9 protein-coding genes and 1 tRNA gene are annotated in these 15617 nt (G+C 71.8%); 8 read left to right on the top strand and 2 right to left on the bottom strand.

All coding sequences use genetic code 11. The features are described from left to right. The first annotated feature begins 140 nt into the window (after positions 1–140). From ACZ7J0_RS15515 to ACZ7J0_RS15480, 8 genes are all read left to right on the top strand, one after another. Positions 141–866 (top strand): small secreted protein, encoded by a 726-nt coding sequence (locus ACZ7J0_RS15515; protein WP_470887569.1) that lies wholly within the window; start codon positions 141–143, stop codon positions 864–866. A 99-nt stretch (positions 867–965) separates the two neighbouring features. Continuing rightward, a complete protein-coding gene (locus tag ACZ7J0_RS15510; RefSeq protein ID WP_470887567.1) occupies positions 966–2498 on the top strand; it encodes a DUF7059 domain-containing protein in 1533 nt (510 codons plus the stop codon). Between the two features lie 675 nt (positions 2499–3173). Continuing rightward, on the top strand, positions 3174–3371 hold the full coding sequence (locus ACZ7J0_RS15505) for a hypothetical protein (protein WP_470887565.1): 198 nt from the start codon (positions 3174–3176) through the stop codon (positions 3369–3371). Positions 3372–3633: 262 nt separating this feature from the next. Continuing rightward, positions 3634–6504 (top strand): type I DNA topoisomerase, encoded by a 2871-nt coding sequence (gene topA / locus ACZ7J0_RS15500; protein WP_470887563.1) that lies wholly within the window; start codon positions 3634–3636, stop codon positions 6502–6504. Positions 6505–6753: 249 nt separating this feature from the next. Next, positions 6754–10083 carry a dTMP kinase gene (tmk, locus tag ACZ7J0_RS15495; protein ID WP_470887561.1) on the top strand — a complete coding sequence of 1110 codons (3330 nt, stop codon included), beginning with the start codon at positions 6754–6756 and terminating at the stop codon, positions 10081–10083. A 662-nt stretch (positions 10084–10745) separates the two neighbouring features. Then, the gene (locus ACZ7J0_RS15490) at positions 10746–11951 is read left to right on the top strand and encodes a DNA polymerase III subunit delta' (RefSeq protein ID WP_470887559.1); all 1206 of its coding nucleotides are present in this window, start codon (positions 10746–10748) and stop codon (positions 11949–11951) included. 83 nt (positions 11952–12034) lie between these two features. After that, entirely contained in the window at positions 12035–13597 is a 1563-nt protein-coding gene (locus tag ACZ7J0_RS15485) for an alpha/beta hydrolase (protein ID WP_470887557.1), read from the top strand. Between the two features lie 107 nt (positions 13598–13704). Continuing rightward, positions 13705–13778, top strand: a tRNA-Thr gene (locus ACZ7J0_RS15480). A 47-nt stretch (positions 13779–13825) separates the two neighbouring features. Here the strand turns inward: ACZ7J0_RS15480 and ACZ7J0_RS15475 are convergent. Both ACZ7J0_RS15475 and ACZ7J0_RS15470 read right to left on the bottom strand, forming a co-directional pair. Continuing rightward, a complete protein-coding gene (locus ACZ7J0_RS15475) occupies positions 13826–15223 on the bottom strand; it encodes a tyrosine-type recombinase/integrase (RefSeq protein WP_470887555.1) in 1398 nt (465 codons plus the stop codon). Between the two features lie 62 nt (positions 15224–15285). Continuing rightward, a complete protein-coding gene (locus tag ACZ7J0_RS15470; RefSeq protein ID WP_277311916.1) occupies positions 15286–15489 on the bottom strand; it encodes a helix-turn-helix domain-containing protein in 204 nt (67 codons plus the stop codon). Positions 15490–15617: the final 128 nt, after the last annotated feature.

Below are 15617 nucleotides of genomic sequence, written 5' to 3'. Positions count from 1 at the left end.
GCCCGTTGCCATGGTGCGTGAGGCGTGTCTCCCTTGGTGCAAATGGCTGCAATAGCGCACGGACTGGTCGCACGAAAGGTGGATGTCGCCCAGTTGGCGTGTATGTTCCGGGGCCGAGAGCCTTGGAAGGGACCGATCCGGTGAACAAGAAGCTTGCGGCCGCGCTGTCCGGCGGCGCGGTACTGGTGCTGGCGCTGTCCGGTTGCAGCGACGACGACGGCGACAACAAGGTGGATGCCTGGGCCAAGACGGTCTGCGACCAGGCGAAGCCCCAGATTCAGAAGAGGGCCAACGCCCAGCAGATCATCATCTCGACGGCGGCGGACGGCAAGCCCGCCGACATCCAGGCGGCCGACTCCAAGGCCTTCCAGGACATCGCCAACGCGGACCGGGCGCTCGCCAAGGCCGTGCAGGGCGCGGGCGCGCCGCCCGTCGACAACGGCGAGAAGCTTCAGCAGGACGCCGTCAAGGAGCTCAACGCCACGGCAGTGGCGTACGAGGGTCTGAAGAAGCAGGTCGACGCCCTCGACCCGAACAACCAGGAGAAGTTCGCCGACGGGCTCCAGGGTGTCGCCGAAGGCCTGAAGAAGATCGAGAAGATGGACCAGGACGCGTTGTCCAAGCTCCAGTCCGGGCAGCTGGGATCGGCGATGGCGAAGCAGCCCGGCTGCCAGAAGGCGAAGCCTTCGGTGGCGCCGACCGCCAAGCCGTCCGTGTCGACGTCGGCGAAGCCGGGTGCCACGGCCTCGAAGCCTGCCGCGTCCGCCTCCACCGGGGCCTCGGCTTCGGCGTCGAAGCCCGCCGCCTCCGACTCGGCCTCCGCATCGGCCTCCGCATCGGCTTCCGCCTCGGCGGCCTCCGAGTAGACCGGCCGCAGCGCCACGAGCGAGCGGCACGGCCCGGCATCCCGGCAACGGGAGCCGGGCCGTTCGGCGTTTGTCAGTGGCGACGGTCACAATGGGCGGGTGAGTACGACCAGCCTTACCGCCAGCCTCCCGGTGCCCGACCGCGCCGCCCGCCTCCGCGACGCCCTGCTCGCCGCCGACTTCACCGCCGACGGCCTGCTCGACCTCCTCGGCGCGCCCGCCTATGCCGCGCTCGCCCGCAGCGAGACCGTGCCCGCCCTGCGCGCCACCGGCGGCGACACGCCGGTGGAGACGCTCGTGCGGCTCTTTCTCCTCCAGCGGCCGGTATCCGCCGCGGCGGCCGGCGCCGCGCTCCCCCTGGAGGAGTGCCTCGCCGACGGCTGGGCCGTCAGGGACAAGGACTCCTTCGACGGCGAGGGGATCCGCGCCACCGTGGACGTCCGGCCGTACGGAGGGCCCGAGGGGCAGGACTGGTTCATCGTCTCCGACCTCGGCTGCGCGGTCGGCGGCGCCGGAGGCATCGGCAGCAAGGACGAGGGCGTCGTGCTCGGCGTCGGCGGGGCGTCCACCACGCTCGCCGGCATCACCGTCCGCACCCCGGTGGCCTCCGCCCTGGACCTGGGCACCGGCTCGGGCATCCAGGCGCTGCACGCCGCGCAGCACGCCACGCGGGTGACCGCCACTGATCTGAACCCACGGGCGCTCGACTTCACCCGGCTCACCCTCGCCCTGTCCGGCGCGGCGGAGGCCGACCTGCGCACCGGCTCGCTCTTCGAGCCGGTCGGGGACGAGACGTACGACCTGATCGTCTCCAATCCGCCGTTCGTCATCTCCCCCGGAGCGCGGCTCACCTACCGCGACGGTGGGATGGCCGGGGACGATCTGTGCCGTTCGCTCGTCCAGCAGGCGGGTGACCGTCTGAACGACGGCGGGTTCGCGCACTTCCTCGCCAACTGGGAGCACCTGGACGGCGAGGAGTGGCAGGAGCGGCTCCGCGCCTGGGTGCCGCGCGGCTGCGACGCCTGGATCGTGCAGCGCGAGGTCCAGGACGTGACGCAGTACGCCGAGCTGTGGCTGCGGGACAGCGGTGACCATCGCGCCGACCCGGGGGAGTACGCGGAGCGGTACGGCGCGTGGCTGGACGAGTTCGAGGCGCGCGGCACCAAGGCGGTCGGCTTCGGCTGGATCACCCTGCGCAAGTCGGGCGTCGACCGGCCCTCGATCGTGATCGAGGAGTGGCCCCACCCGGTCGAACAGCCGCTGAGCGACACCGTCCGCTCCCACTTCGCGCGTCAGGACTATCTGCGGACCCACGACGACGCGGCGCTCCTCGCCGACCACTTCCGCCTCGCGCCGGAGGTGGTGCAGGAGCAGGTCGGGCTGCCCGGGGCCGAGGACCCCGAGCACGTGGTGCTCCGGCAGAACCGCGGAATGCGGCGCGCGACCAAGGTCGACACCATTGGAGCGGGCTTCGCGGGCGTGTGCGACGGGACGCTGAGCGCCGGGCGGATCCTGGACGCCATCGGGCAGTTGATGGGCGAGGACCCGGTCCTGCTGCGCGACCGCACGCCGCTGGCGATCCGGGCGCTCGTGGAGGAGGGCTTCCTCGAACCGGTGGGGGCGGACGCGTGAGTGGAGCTCGTGGCGCCGCTGCGGGCGCCGGCCACTGAGGGATGGCCGAGGCCGACGAGCCGTGCGACCGCGTCGCGGTCGTCGCGGTGGCGAAATCCGGGCACTGGGCACGCCCGGCACCCTTAAGTCCAGGGTCCAGCAGGGGGACGTCCTGCGGATGGAGGCCTACGGCGGACGAGCAGCACCGCGCGCGCAATCCGCGAACTGCCCGGCGTCCGCGACGCCTCGGCCGGGTCGGCGCCGCGCGACTCTCGACGTGATGTGACGCTCAGCGCGCAGTGGGTAGGCGGGAGCGCGTGCGACATGACGTACTCCGGCGGAATGTGACGTACTCGGAGGGGGAGGCGGCCCACTCCGGCGGAAGGTGTCGTACCGCGTGGCGTGCGACGGGCGCCCGGGCCGTCCGCTACCGGCCATATTCGGTCGGTCGGGAGCCCCGGACACCTGCCGGCCCGCCGGACCGGGCGGGGACCCGGGAGGAGTGCCCACGCCGTTCACCGGGAATTCGCGTCCAGGACGCCGGGAGGTGCCAGCCTCTCGCTCCGGGGCGTGGGGCCGAAGTCGGCAACGGGATCGACGACCGGGATCGAAGGCTGGAGTCGACGACCGGATCGCGGCCGGCTCGGCGGCCGGAAGCACGGACGCCCACCGATCACGAAGGAACGGGGCATGCACATGGAGAGTGGACCTGCCATCTTCGCCGGGACGGCGTTCGCGCTGTTCGGAACGGGGCTGCTGCTCTGGACGGGAGCGCGGGCCCTGCACCGTGCGCCCATAGCGTATGGAGTGAGCCCCGCAGCGGCGGCGGCCCTCACGACCACCTTCGGCGCGGCCTTCCTCGTCCTCGGGATGTGGTGCTTCGGGCGCGTCTGACCCAGGGCCCCTCCGGGCGGCGTGAGCTGCGCCGCAATGCCGGGGTGGGAGTCCGGGCGGCAGGAATGGCAGGACTCGGGTTACCGTTCGAGTGGCCGTTGCGGTCTTTTGCCGTTTGACACGGGGGCGGGTTGTACCGTCACACTCCGCAGCGACAGCAGCGTAAGCAGCGTCATCGCAGCGCGCGCAGTCCTCTTACTGCGCCTACTGCGCCCACTGCGCCGTATGTGCCACTGAGCGTCGACCGGAGAGAAGAGCGAAGTTGTCCCCGACCAGCGAGACCGCACACGGCGGCCGCCGACTCGTCATCGTCGAGTCGCCTGCCAAGGCGAAGACGATCAAGGGTTACCTCGGCCCCGGATATGTCGTCGAGGCGAGCGTCGGGCACATCCGCGACCTGCCGAACGGCGCCGCCGAGGTGCCCGAGAAGTACACCGGCGAGGTGCGCCGTCTCGGCGTCGACGTCGAGCATGACTTCCAGCCGATCTATGTCGTCAACGCCGACAAGAAGGCCCAGGTCAGGAAGCTCAAGGAGCTGCTCGCCGAATCCGACGAGCTCTTCCTCGCCACCGATGAGGACCGCGAGGGCGAGGCCATCGCGTGGCACCTCCAAGAGGTCCTGAAGCCCAAGGTTCCCGTCCACCGGATGGTCTTCCACGAGATCACCAAGGACGCGATCCGCGACGCCGTCGCCAACCCGCGCGAGCTGAACCAGCGCATGGTCGACGCCCAGGAGACCCGCCGCATCCTCGACCGCCTCTACGGCTACGAGGTCTCGCCGGTCCTCTGGAAGAAGGTCATGCCGCGGCTGTCCGCCGGCCGTGTGCAGTCCGTCGCCACCCGTCTCGTCGTCGAGCGGGAGCGCGAGCGCATCGCCTTCCGTTCCGCCGAGTACTGGGACCTGACGGGCACGTTCTCCACCGGCCGCACCGGTGACGCGTCCGACCCCTCGACGCTGACCGCCCGGCTGGCCGCGGTCGACGGCCGGCGTGTCGCGCAGGGCCGTGACTTCGGCTCGGACGGTCGGCTGAAGTCGGACCAGGTGCTTCACCTCGACGAGGCGAACGCCCGCGGTCTGGCCGCCGCCCTGGCCGAGACCTCCTTCTCGGTCCGTTCGGTCGAGTCCAAGCCGTACCGCCGCTCGCCGTACGCGCCGTTCCGCACGACCACCCTCCAGCAGGAGGCCAGCCGCAAGCTCGGATTCGGTGCGAAGGCGACCATGCAGGTCGCCCAGAAGCTGTACGAGAACGGCTTCATCACCTATATGCGTACGGACTCCACGACCCTCTCGGACACCGCGGTCTCCGCGGCCCGGGCCCAGGTCACGCAGCTGTACGGCGCCAACTATCTGCCGGAGAAGCCGCGCACGTACGCCGGGAAGGTCAAGAACGCCCAGGAGGCGCACGAGGCGATCCGTCCGTCGGGTGATCGTTTCCGCACGCCGGCCGAGACCGGTCTGAGCGGCGACCAGTTCCGTCTCTACGAGCTGATCTGGAAGCGGACCGTCGCCTCTCAGATGAAGGACGCGACCGGCAACTCCGTCACCGTGAAGATCGGCGGCCGGGCGGCCGACGGCCGGGACGCCGAGTTCACCGCGTCCGGCAAGACGATCACCTTCCACGGCTTCATGAAGGCGTACGTCGAGGGCGCCGACGACCCGAACGCCGAGCTGGACGACCGCGAGCGGCGGCTGCCCCAGGTCGCCGAGGGCGACGCGCTCTCCGCCCAGGAGATCACCGCCGACGGCCACGCGACCAAGCCGCCGGCCCGCTACACCGAGGCCTCGCTGGTCAAGGAGCTCGAAGAGCGCGAGATCGGCCGTCCGTCGACGTACGCGTCGATCATCGGCACGATCCTGGACCGCGGATACGTCTTCAAGAAGGGCACGGCCCTGGTGCCGTCGTTCCTGTCCTTCGCCGTGGTCAACCTGCTGGAGAAGCACTTCGGCCGGCTCGTCGACTACGACTTCACCGCCAGGATGGAGGACGACCTCGACCGCATCGCGCGGGGCGAGGCGCAGTCCGTGCCGTGGCTGAAGCGTTTCTACTTCGGCGAGGGCGAGAGCTCCGGCGCGGGCGCCGCCGCCGATGCCGGAAACGGCGACGGCGACCATCTCGGCGGCCTCAAGGAGCTGGTCACGGACCTCGGCGCGATCGACGCGCGCGAGATCTCGTCCTTCCCCGTCGGCGAGGGCATCATGCTCCGCGTCGGCCGGTACGGCCCGTACATCGAGCGCGGCGAGAAGGAGCAGGAAGGCCACCAGCGCGCCGACGTCCCCGACGACCTCGCGCCGGACGAGCTGACCGTCGAGTACGCCGAGGAGCTGCTCGCCAAGCCGAGCGGTGACTTCGAGCTGGGCGCCGACCCGGCCACCGGCCACCAGATCATCGCCAAGGACGGGCGGTACGGCCCGTACGTGACCGAGGTGCTGCCCGAGGGCACGCCGAAGACCGGCAAGAACGCGGTCAAGCCGCGGACGGCCTCGCTCTTCAAGTCGATGTCCGTCGACACGGTGACCCTCGACGAGGCACTGAGGCTGATGTCGCTGCCGCGCGTGGTGGGCACCGACGCCGAGGGCGTCGAGATCACCGCGCAGAACGGCCGCTACGGCCCGTATCTGAAGAAGGGCACGGACTCCCGGTCGCTGACCGACGAGGAGCAGCTCTTCACGATCACGCTGGAAGAGGCGCTGGCGATCTACGCCCAGCCGAAGCAGCGTGGCCGTGCCGCGGCCAAGCCGCCGTTGAAGGAGCTGGGCACCGACCCGGTCAGCGAGCGTCCCGTGGTGGTGAAGGACGGCCGCTTCGGGCCGTACGTCACCGACGGCGAGACGAACGCGACGCTGAGGACGGGCGACAGCGTCGAGGAGATCACGCCGGAGCGGGGCTACGAGCTGCTCGCCGAAAAGCGGGCGAAGGGCCCGGCCAAGAAGACGGCGAAGAAGGCGGCCGCGAAGAAGGCCCCCGCGAAGAAGACGGCGGCCAAGACGGCGACGGCGAAGAAGACCGCGGCGAAGAAGACGACCACGGCGAAGAAGACGGCCGCCAAGACGAGCGCCGCGAAAACGACGGCGGCGAAGAAGGCGGCCGCCAAGAAGACGGCTTCGGCGTCGGCCGGTACGGCGGACGAGTAGGACCGGGAACGATGGTGGGGCGGGTGGGGCGCTTCGCGGCGATCACCCGCCACCCGCCACCGCCACCTGCTTCCCGTGACCCGTCGAGCGGCTCGGTCGCCGACCGGTGAGGCGCACGCCGAGCCGTTCGGTCGCCACCCCCGCAAGGCACCCGTCGTGGCGATCACCCGCCACCCGGTGAGGCGATCAGACGGGCGTTTGTTCGGGTGGGGACTCCGGGGACGGGGGCGCTCCGGATAGGCTGGGCGGATGACGCGAGCCGAGCAGCCAGCCGAGCAGCCAGTCGTCGTGAGCTACACCTCGGGCTCCGACGCCTCACTTGCCGCAGACTCACGCGAGCGCGCCGTAAGAGCTCTGTTGCGCAACCAGCCGCTCCGGCGGTTGTGGAGCGCGCACGTCGTCGGCAGCGTCGGCGACGCGCTCGCCCTGCTCGTCCTCCTTCTGCTGGCGCTTCAGGCGTCCGTCTTCGAGGGGGCGTTCGGCGGCGGCTACCGCGGAGCGGCGTTCGCCGTCGCCGCGGTGTTCGGTGCGCGGATACTGGCCACTTTGCTCTTCGGAGCCGTACTCCTCGGGCCGCTCACCAGCCTCACCGCGCCGTCCGGCCCGCTCGACCGCCGCTGGACCATGATCGGCGCGGACGGTGTACGGATCGGGCTGCTGGTCGTCGCACCGTTGTGGATCGACTGGACACCGGACAAGGCCCTCGCGTTCCTGCTGGGCACGGTGTTCGTCGCCGGGGTCGCCGAGCGGTTCTGGTCGGCCGCGAGGGAGAGCGCGGCCCCCGCACTGCTCCCCCCGCCGCCGCTGGAGGGTGCCGCCGTGCGCCCCCTGCCGGACCATCTCGACGCGCTCCGGCGCCTCTCCCTGCGTACGGCGTTTCTCGCCATTCCCGCCGCGGCCGCCGCGCTGCTCGTCGCCACCCTGATCGGCAATCTGCTCGGGACCGGTGTCGAGTGGTTCTCGCTGCACCAGGCGGCCCTCGGCGCGTATGTCGCGGCAGGCCTCTTCGCCGCCTCCGTCTCCGTCCTGTCCGTCATCGAACTGCCGGACACCCAGACGCCCCGGCTCCGCTCTCCCCTCGAGGGGCTGCGGCGGCCGTCGACCGGAGACGGTCCCGACAAGGGCCGTACCGGCGCTGTCCCGCTGCTCGTCGTCGCCTGCGCCACCGTCTCCGGAGCCATCGCCTCCGCCGCGGCCGTCGCCGTTCTGCACGCCCCCGACCTCGGCGGTGGCCCCCTCACCTTCGCGCTGCTGATCCTGGCGCTGATCGGCGGCACGGCCGTCGGGATCCGTGCGGCCGGTTCCGTACTGCCCGCCCTGTCCCGCCGCCGCCTCCTCGCACTCGCGATCGCGGTCACCGGTATCGCGCTGCTCGCGATGGGTCTGGTTCCGGACACCGCGACCGTGCTGTTCATCGCGCTGCTCGCCGGCCTCGCCGCCGGAGTCGCCGCGAACACCGGGCACGCGCTGACCGACCTGGAGACCGAGGAGTTCCGGCGCCCCCGGATCACCGCGCACCTCCAGGCCGTCGTCCGTGTGGCGATCGCCCTCGGCGTGCTCGCCGCACCGCTGCTCGCCGCCGCGATCGGGCCGCACCGGCTCGCCGGCGGCGACTTCGTCTTCGCGCACGGCGGCGCCGCGTTCACACTGATGCTGGTGGGCGCCCTGCTGCTGCCCGTCGCGGCCCTCGTACTGGCGAAGACCGACGATCGATCCGGAGTGCCGCTGCGCCGCGACCTGCGGGACGCCCTGCGCGGCGCCGACCCGGCCCAGGCCCCGAGCGCGACCGGTTTCTTCATCGCCCTGGAGGGCGGTGACGGCGCTGGCAAGTCCACCCAGGTCGCGGCGCTCGCCGAGTGGATCCGGGCCAAGGGCCACGAGGTCGTCGTCACCCGCGAGCCGGGCGCCACACCCATCGGCAAGCGGCTGCGCTCGATCCTGCTGGACGTGTCGAGCGCGGGGCTGTCCGACCGCGCCGAGGCACTGCTGTACGCGGCGGACCGCGCCGAGCACGTGGACTCGCTGGTCCGCCCCGCGCTGGAGCGGGGTGCGATCGTCATCTCCGACCGGTACCTCGACTCCTCCGTGGCCTACCAGGGCGCGGGCCGCGACATGTCCCCGACGGAGATCGCCCGGATCTCCCGGTGGGCGACGGATGGACTGGTCCCGCATCTGACCGTGCTGCTCGACGTCTCGCCGGACACCGCGCGGGAACGCTTCACGGAGGCGCCGGACCGGCTCGAGTCGGAGCCGCCCGAGTTCCACGCGCGCGTACGGGCCGGTTTCCTGGCCCTCGCCGCCGCGGACCCGAGCCGCTACCTCGTCGTGGACGCCGGCCAGGAACCCGAATCGGTCACCACCGTCGTACGCCACCGGCTCGACCAGATGCTCCCCCTGTCCGAGGCCGAGGTGAAGGCCCAGGAGGAGGCGCGGAAGGCCGCCGAGGCGGAAGCCAGGCGCAAGGCCGAGGAAGAGGCCGCGCGCAAGGCCGAGGAGGAGCGTCTGGAGCGCGAGCGCCAGGCCCAGCTCGCCAAGCTCCGCGCCGAGGAGGAGGAGCGCAAGCGCCGCGAGGAGGAAGAGGCGCGCCAGCGCGAGGCCGAGCGGCAGGCGGAGGAGGCCCGCAGGCGCGCCGAGGAGGCGCGGCAGGCGGCCGAGGAGGAGCGTCGCCGCCGCGAGGCCGAGGAGAAGGCGCGCCGCGCGGAGGACGAGCGGCGCAGGAAGCAGGCCGAGGAGGAGGCCCGCCTGCGGGCCGAGGCCGAGGAACGGCGCCGGGAGAAGCAGCGCAAGGCGGAAGAGGCACTGCTGCGGGCCGAGGAGGCGCGCCGGCTGGCGGAGGCGGCTGCGGCGGCCTCGGCGGCGGAAGCGGCGACTGCGGCGGAGGCGGCGGCCGGGGTTCCGGAGGTGTCCCCGAACGAGGTCACGGTCCCGACGCCGATCGTCCAGCCGGACGAGGTGACGCAGACCGTGCCGACGCCGGTGGTGCCGGCGGAGGCGGTCGACGAGACGGCGGTGCTGCCTCCGGTACGGGAAGGGCGTGGCCCTGACCCGCGGACGGGTGACCCGCGTAAGGCTGACGTGCGGGGGACCGACCCGGGTGCCGCCGGCTCGCGGGGCACGGACTCGCGGGGAACGGACCGGCGGGGCACCGGCTCGGGTGCCGCCGGCTCGGCTGCCGCAGATGAGACGGCGGTGCTGCCTCCGGTACGGGACGCGCGTGCTGCCGACGAGACGGCCGTGCTGCCTCCGGTACGAGACGCGCGTGCTGCCGACGAGACGGCCGTGCTGCCTCCGGTACGGGACGCGCGTGCTGCCGACGAGACGGCGGTGCTGCCTCCGGTACGGGACGCCGATCCGGCCGACCGGGTCCCGCCGGGGATCTTCCGTGACGAGAACCAGGGCCAGACCCGGACTCCCGGTCCGAACGACCGCACGGCCGAGCTGCCCCAGGTCGACGAGCAGGGCCGTCCGAGGCGCCGCTGGGACTGGGCCGAGGAGACTCCGCTGGACGACCTCCCGTCGCTCGCGGACGAGCTGCTCGGGCCGCACGACGAGGACGAGGGCCGACGGCGCGGTCGTTGAGCCGACGGCGTGGCGGGGCCGGCGGGGTGCGGTCTGGCCCTGGCCCTGGCCCGGCTGAGCTGGGCGGGGGCCGGTCTGGCGCAGACCCGGCTGGGGTGCGGCGCGATGCGGGCGCAGGCGACTTCGTTGCGGCCCGGCCCGAAGCCCGGGGCGGAGGCTGCGGGGCGCTGCCGGGATCGGCGCCGTACGGGCGGGACTAACCGCTCCCAGCGCTGCGCTGCGGCGCGGGCCTCGGGCCTGTTGTGGGCTCCCGGCCCGCCCGGCCCGAATCCCCGACGTGCTGCAGCGCCTTGCCCCCCGGCCCGGGCCCGACCCGAAGCCGGGGGCTGCGTCGCACGGCGGGTCTCGGCGCTTTCGGCCCACCCGGCCTCCCAACCCGGGGCGGCCCGGTCGCCCGGCCCCAAGCCCGTCGGAACGACCCGACCCCGGCGCACCCGGTCCCCAACGCCGACGCGCTTGCCTCACAGCCGGCGGAGCCCGGCCCCAAGCCGCCGTCGGAACGGCCCAACCCCGGGCGGCCCGGTCCCAACCCCGGCGGCTACCCGACCGAAGCCCCTCGGACCGCGCCGACGCCCCCTCCGGCCGCGCCGTCGACGCCGCCGCCGGACCGGGTTGTCAGTGCGGTGCCCCACAATGGATCCCGTACCTGAGGAGGGGCAGACATGGCCGTATGGGACGACCTCGTGGGGCAGGAGCGGGTGCAGGAGCAGCTCGCCGCCGCCGCGCGGGACGCCGATGCCCTCGTCACCGCCCATGCGTCGGACGCGCCCCCGCCCGACGCGTCCCGGATGACGCACGCCTGGCTGTTCACCGGCCCGCCCGGCTCGGGCCGCGCGACCGCCGCGCGCGCGTTCGCCGCCGCGCTGCAGTGTGTGAGTCCGGACCGCGCGCTCGGCGGCGAGCCGGGCTGCGGGTTCTGTGACGGCTGCCACACCAGTCTCATCGGTACGCACGCCGATGTGGAGGTCGTCCGAACCGACCTCCTCTCCATCGGCGTGAAGGAGACCCGCGATCTCGTCCGTCGCGCCCAGCTGTCGCCCGCGGTCGGCCGGTGGCAGGTCATCGTGCTGGAGGACGCCGACCGGCTCACCGAAGGCGCGGGCAATGTGCTGCTGAAGGCGATCGAGGAGCCCGCGCCACGCACGGTCTGGATGCTCTGCGCTCCCTCGCTCGAGGACGTCCTGCCCACCATCCGCTCCCGCTGCCGCCTGCTGACCCTGCGGACACCCCCGGTGGCGGCCGTCGCCGATGTGCTCGTACGGCGCGACGGCATCGAGCCCGGGATCGCCGCCGCCGCCGCTCGCGCCACCCAGGGCCACATCGACCGGGCCCGCCGCCTCGCCACCGACGAGCGGACACGGGCACGCCGGGCCACCGTCATGAAGCTGCCCCTGCGCGTGGAGGACATCGGTGGCTGTCTGAAGGCGGCCCAGGAGCTGATCGACGCGGCGGGCGACGACGCCAAGCAGGTCGCCGAGGAGACCGACGTCAAGGAGACGGAGGACCTGAAGGCCGCGCTGGGCGGGGGTCAGGGCGGTCGGATGCCCCGGGGCACCGCCGGCGCCATGAAGGAGCTCGAGGAGCGTCAGAAGCGCCGCAGGACCCGCACGCAGCGCGACAGCCTCGACCTCGCGCTCACGGATCTGACCTGCTTCTACCGCGATGTACTGGCGCTCCAGATGCGGGCGCGCACCGAGCTCGCCAACGAGGACGTACGGGATTCCCTCGAACGGATCGCGCGGGCCTCGACGCCGGAGCGCACGCTGCGCCGGATAGAGGCGGTGATCGCCTGCCGGCAGGCGCTGGACCGCAATGTGGCCCCGCTGCTCGCCGTGGAGGCCATGACGATGGCACTCAGGGAGGGCTGACGTCCGGGCCCGGATCCCGCGGGCTTGTCACCCGTACGGGCAGGAAGCCGCGCGTTGCGTCACCGTCCGGCTACGCTCCGCATATGGCTTACACGCACTCCAGGCGTTTCCTCCGTGGCTCCGCCATCGCCCTGGCGGCCACCGGCCTCGTCCTCTCGGGCTGTTCCGGCGGAAGCGCGGCCGCTCCCGGGGCGACGAACGGACCCGGCGCCCCGGCCACGGCGCCGAAGGCCGTCGTCGGCGACCTCACGGCGTACTACGCGCAGCATCTGACCTGGCGTACCTGCGGAACCCCCGGCTTCGAGTGCGCCACCCTGCGGGCCCCGCTCGACTATGCGAAGCCCGACGCCGGACAGGTGAAACTGGCCGTGTCCCGGGCGAAGGCCACCGGACCCGGCAAGCGTCTCGGTTCCCTGGTGGTCAACCCGGGCGGCCCGGGCGGCTCGGCCGTCGCCTACCTGGAGGGGTACGCCGGGATCGGCTACCCCGCGCCGGTCCGAGCCCGCTACGACGTGGTCGCCGTCGACCCGCGCGGGGTCGCCCGCAGCGAGCCCGTCGAGTGCCTCGACGGCGCGGGCATGGACGCGTACACGCAGGTCGACACGACCCCCGACGACGCGGGGGAGACCGACCGCCTCGCCGCGTCCTTCAAGGGCTTCGCGGCGGGCTGCAAGGCGCGTTCGGGGAGGGTCCTGCCGTACGTCTCCACCGTCTCGGCCGCCCGCGACATGGACATCCTGCGCGCGGCGCTCGGCGACCAGAAGCTGTCGTACGTCGGGGCGTCGTACGGCACCTTCCTCGGGGCGACCTACGCCGAACTGTTCCCCAAGCGCACCGGACGGCTCGTGCTCGACGGGGCGATGGACCCCTCACTGCCCGCCGTCGACCTGAACCGCGAGCAGACGGCCGGCTTCGAGACCGCCTTCCGTTCCTTCGCCGCGGACTGCGTCAAGAAGCCCGAGTGTCCGCTCGGGACGGAATCGGTCGCTGCGGCCTCCACCCGCCTCAAGGCCTTCTTCGCGGAGCTCGACGCCAAGCCGGTGCCGACCGGGGAGACCCGCTCCCTGAGCGAGTCCCTCGCGACGACCGGGGTCATGACCGCGATGTACGACGAGCGCGCCTGGCCCCAGCTGCGCGAGGCGCTGACGCGCGCGATGGGAGGCGAGGGGTCGGAGCTGCTCGCCCTCTCCGACAGCTACTACGAGCGGGAGGGCGACGGCTCGTACTCCAACCTGATGTACGCCAACGCCGCCGTGAACTGCCTGGACCTGCCCCCTTCCTTCACCGGCCCCGACGCCGTGACACGGGCCCTTCCCTCCTTCGAGAAGGCCTCCCCGGTCTTCGGCAAGGGCCTCGCGTGGGCGGCGCTGAACTGCGCGTACTGGCCGGCGAAGCCCACCGGCGCCCCTCACCGCATCGAGGCGAAGGGCGCGGCCCCGATCCTGGTGGTCGGCACGACGAGGGATCCGGCAACCCCCTACAAGTGGGCCAAGTCCCTCGCGGGCCAGCTGTCCACGGGGACACTGCTGACATACGAGGGTGACGGGCACACGGCGTACGGCCGCGGCAGCGACTGCATCGACTCGGCGATCAACAGCTACCTGCTGGAGGGGGCGATCCCGGCCGACGGCACCCGCTGCCGCTGAACCCGACCCGGGGTCGGCCGGGGGACAACCGGGGGTGTGAGAGGCACTCGTTTTCACTGTGTAGACTTGGCGTCGCTGCTGCACCCACCACGGGATTAGCACGGCATGCCGCCTTAGCTCAGTTGGCCAGAGCAACGCACTCGTAATGCGTAGGTCTCGGGTTCGAATCCCGAAGGCGGCCCTGTAGAAGCCCCAGGACTCACTCGCCGTGACCTGGGGCTTTTGCCTTTATCGGATGCGGCGCCGCTGTCGGGCGCGGGCCGCGCGAGTGTCGACGGTCTCAATTCTGGTCTCAGTGGGGCCCGGATCCGGCTTCGGGGGCGCGGGAACGAAGAACTCGCCCATGCGGCGCATGGCGTCCTTCGAGAGGTGAGACCGCCCCTTCACGTACCGCCGTGTCTGACTGATCTGGGTGTGCCGAAGGATCTCCATGATCGTGGGCATGTCCACGCCCAGCTCGTTCAGGATCGTCCCGGCCGTGTGGCGGCTTCCGTCGTACAGGCGGCGGTCGTCGATTCCTGCTTCCCCGAGCAGTTCCTTGAACTCTTCGTAGTCGGCCCGTGGGTCAAGCGGGCGCCCATCCGTCCGCGAGAACACGACGTCGAACTCCTGCCACAACTCCCCCGCGGCGGCCCGCATTGTCTCCTGCCGTGCCTTGTGGTCGTGAAGGAAGGGAATGAAGACGGGCGGAATCGGGACGGCGTTCCGGCTCTTTTTCGTCTTGGGGCGTGTGAAGACGAGACCGCCTCCCTTGCGCTGCGGGCATGCGCTCGCGTGGCTCGTGCACGTCCTGGGGCATGGCTTCGGGCAACCGCGCTTGTAGCCCTTATGCGTGGTGCAGGCCGGTGGGCAGGATTCGAAGCGGTGGAGGCGCGAGCCGCAGGCATGCGGCTCGCCGCAGCCGTGGCGCCAGGTGAGGCGCTGAAGCTGCCACTCAGGGTGGAATAGCTCCGCCTCCAGGTCCACGTACGACCAGCGCAGACCCAGGGTCTCCCCCTGCCGGAACCCCATGCCGACACCCACGATCCACCGCATGAAGGTGGGACGCTTCGCGGCTGCTTCGAGGAACGCTTTGGCCTCTTCCTTGGTGAACGGATTTGCCTCCATCTCGTCGACGCTCGGGGGATCCACAAGGGTGGCGACGTTCTCCGCGATGATGCGGCGGCGGTGGGCAATCTTCAGAGCCCTCGACAAGATGCGATGCACCTTCACCACGTGTGAGGGGGCATGCCCAGCGTCGAGCATGGCCCGGTACATCCGCTCGAGATGCTCGGGTTGCAGCTTGTCGATCCGGTGTTGACCGACCCCTGGGATGATGTCGTTGCGGGTCTTGGACCAGTAGTCGTCCAGGGAGCGCGGCTTGAGCTTCAGACTCGCGATGTCAGTGAGATAGGTCTCCATCCACTTCTCCACGGTCGGTTTCCGGCCCGCAGCCGGCGCACGGCCCTGGTCGCGCAGCCGTTCCAGCTCCCGAACCTTGCGCTTGATCTCAGGCTCGGTCTTGGCACGACGATGACGGCGGTCAGTACTGCCGTCGTTCTTCACGCCCATCGTGACGCGACCGTGCCACCAGCCATCGGTACCGAAGTAGATGGACGATTCCATGTTGGGCTTTCGCGGGCTCATGCATTCCTCCACGAGGGAGGCGCCCCGAGCGGGAAGCTCGGAGCGCCTCCGGGGTGCTCAGGTCAGTTGGACAGCGGAGTGAGGTTCTCCACGTACGCTTCGAGATCCGCACGCCGAATCCGGCGAGTGCGGCCCAACTTGATGTACTTAAGGGCTCCTTCGGCCATCAGCTCGTAGACAGTCGACCGGCCGATGGCGAGGGCTTCGGCAGCCTCCTCCGGCTTGTACAGGAGTCGGTCGACGGGGGCGGCAATCGCGGTGCTCATCCGGGGTGCCTCCTGGGCAGTCGTCCTTGCCTTAGGGGAGTTGCGCTCGGGACCTTGGCGCGCATGTGTCCGAGGTGTGGATTTCTGCGTCATTGCGTCATGAGCGTCATTTAGGCTTCTGACCTGCG

The sequence above is a fragment of the Streptomyces sp. NPDC038280 genome, assembly GCF_055600045.1.
This window is presented reverse-complemented; position numbering and strand designations above follow the sequence as displayed.

Excerpts from the sequence above, each read along its gene's own strand:
- ACZ7J0_RS15475 (WP_470887555.1), bottom strand. The coding sequence starts at position 15,223 with ATGAGCCCGCGAAAGCCCAACATGGAATCGTCCATCTACTTCGGTACC.
- ACZ7J0_RS15490 (WP_470887559.1), top strand. The coding sequence starts at position 10,746 with ATGGCCGTATGGGACGACCTCGTGGGGCAGGAGCGGGTGCAGGAGCAG.
- ACZ7J0_RS15470 (WP_277311916.1), bottom strand. The coding sequence starts at position 15,489 with ATGAGCACCGCGATTGCCGCCCCCGTCGACCGACTCCTGTACAAGCCG.
- ACZ7J0_RS15505 (WP_470887565.1), top strand. The coding sequence starts at position 3,174 with ATGGAGAGTGGACCTGCCATCTTCGCCGGGACGGCGTTCGCGCTGTTC.
- tmk (WP_470887561.1), top strand. The coding sequence starts at position 6,754 with ATGACGCGAGCCGAGCAGCCAGCCGAGCAGCCAGTCGTCGTGAGCTAC.
- ACZ7J0_RS15485 (WP_470887557.1), top strand. The coding sequence starts at position 12,035 with ATGGCTTACACGCACTCCAGGCGTTTCCTCCGTGGCTCCGCCATCGCC.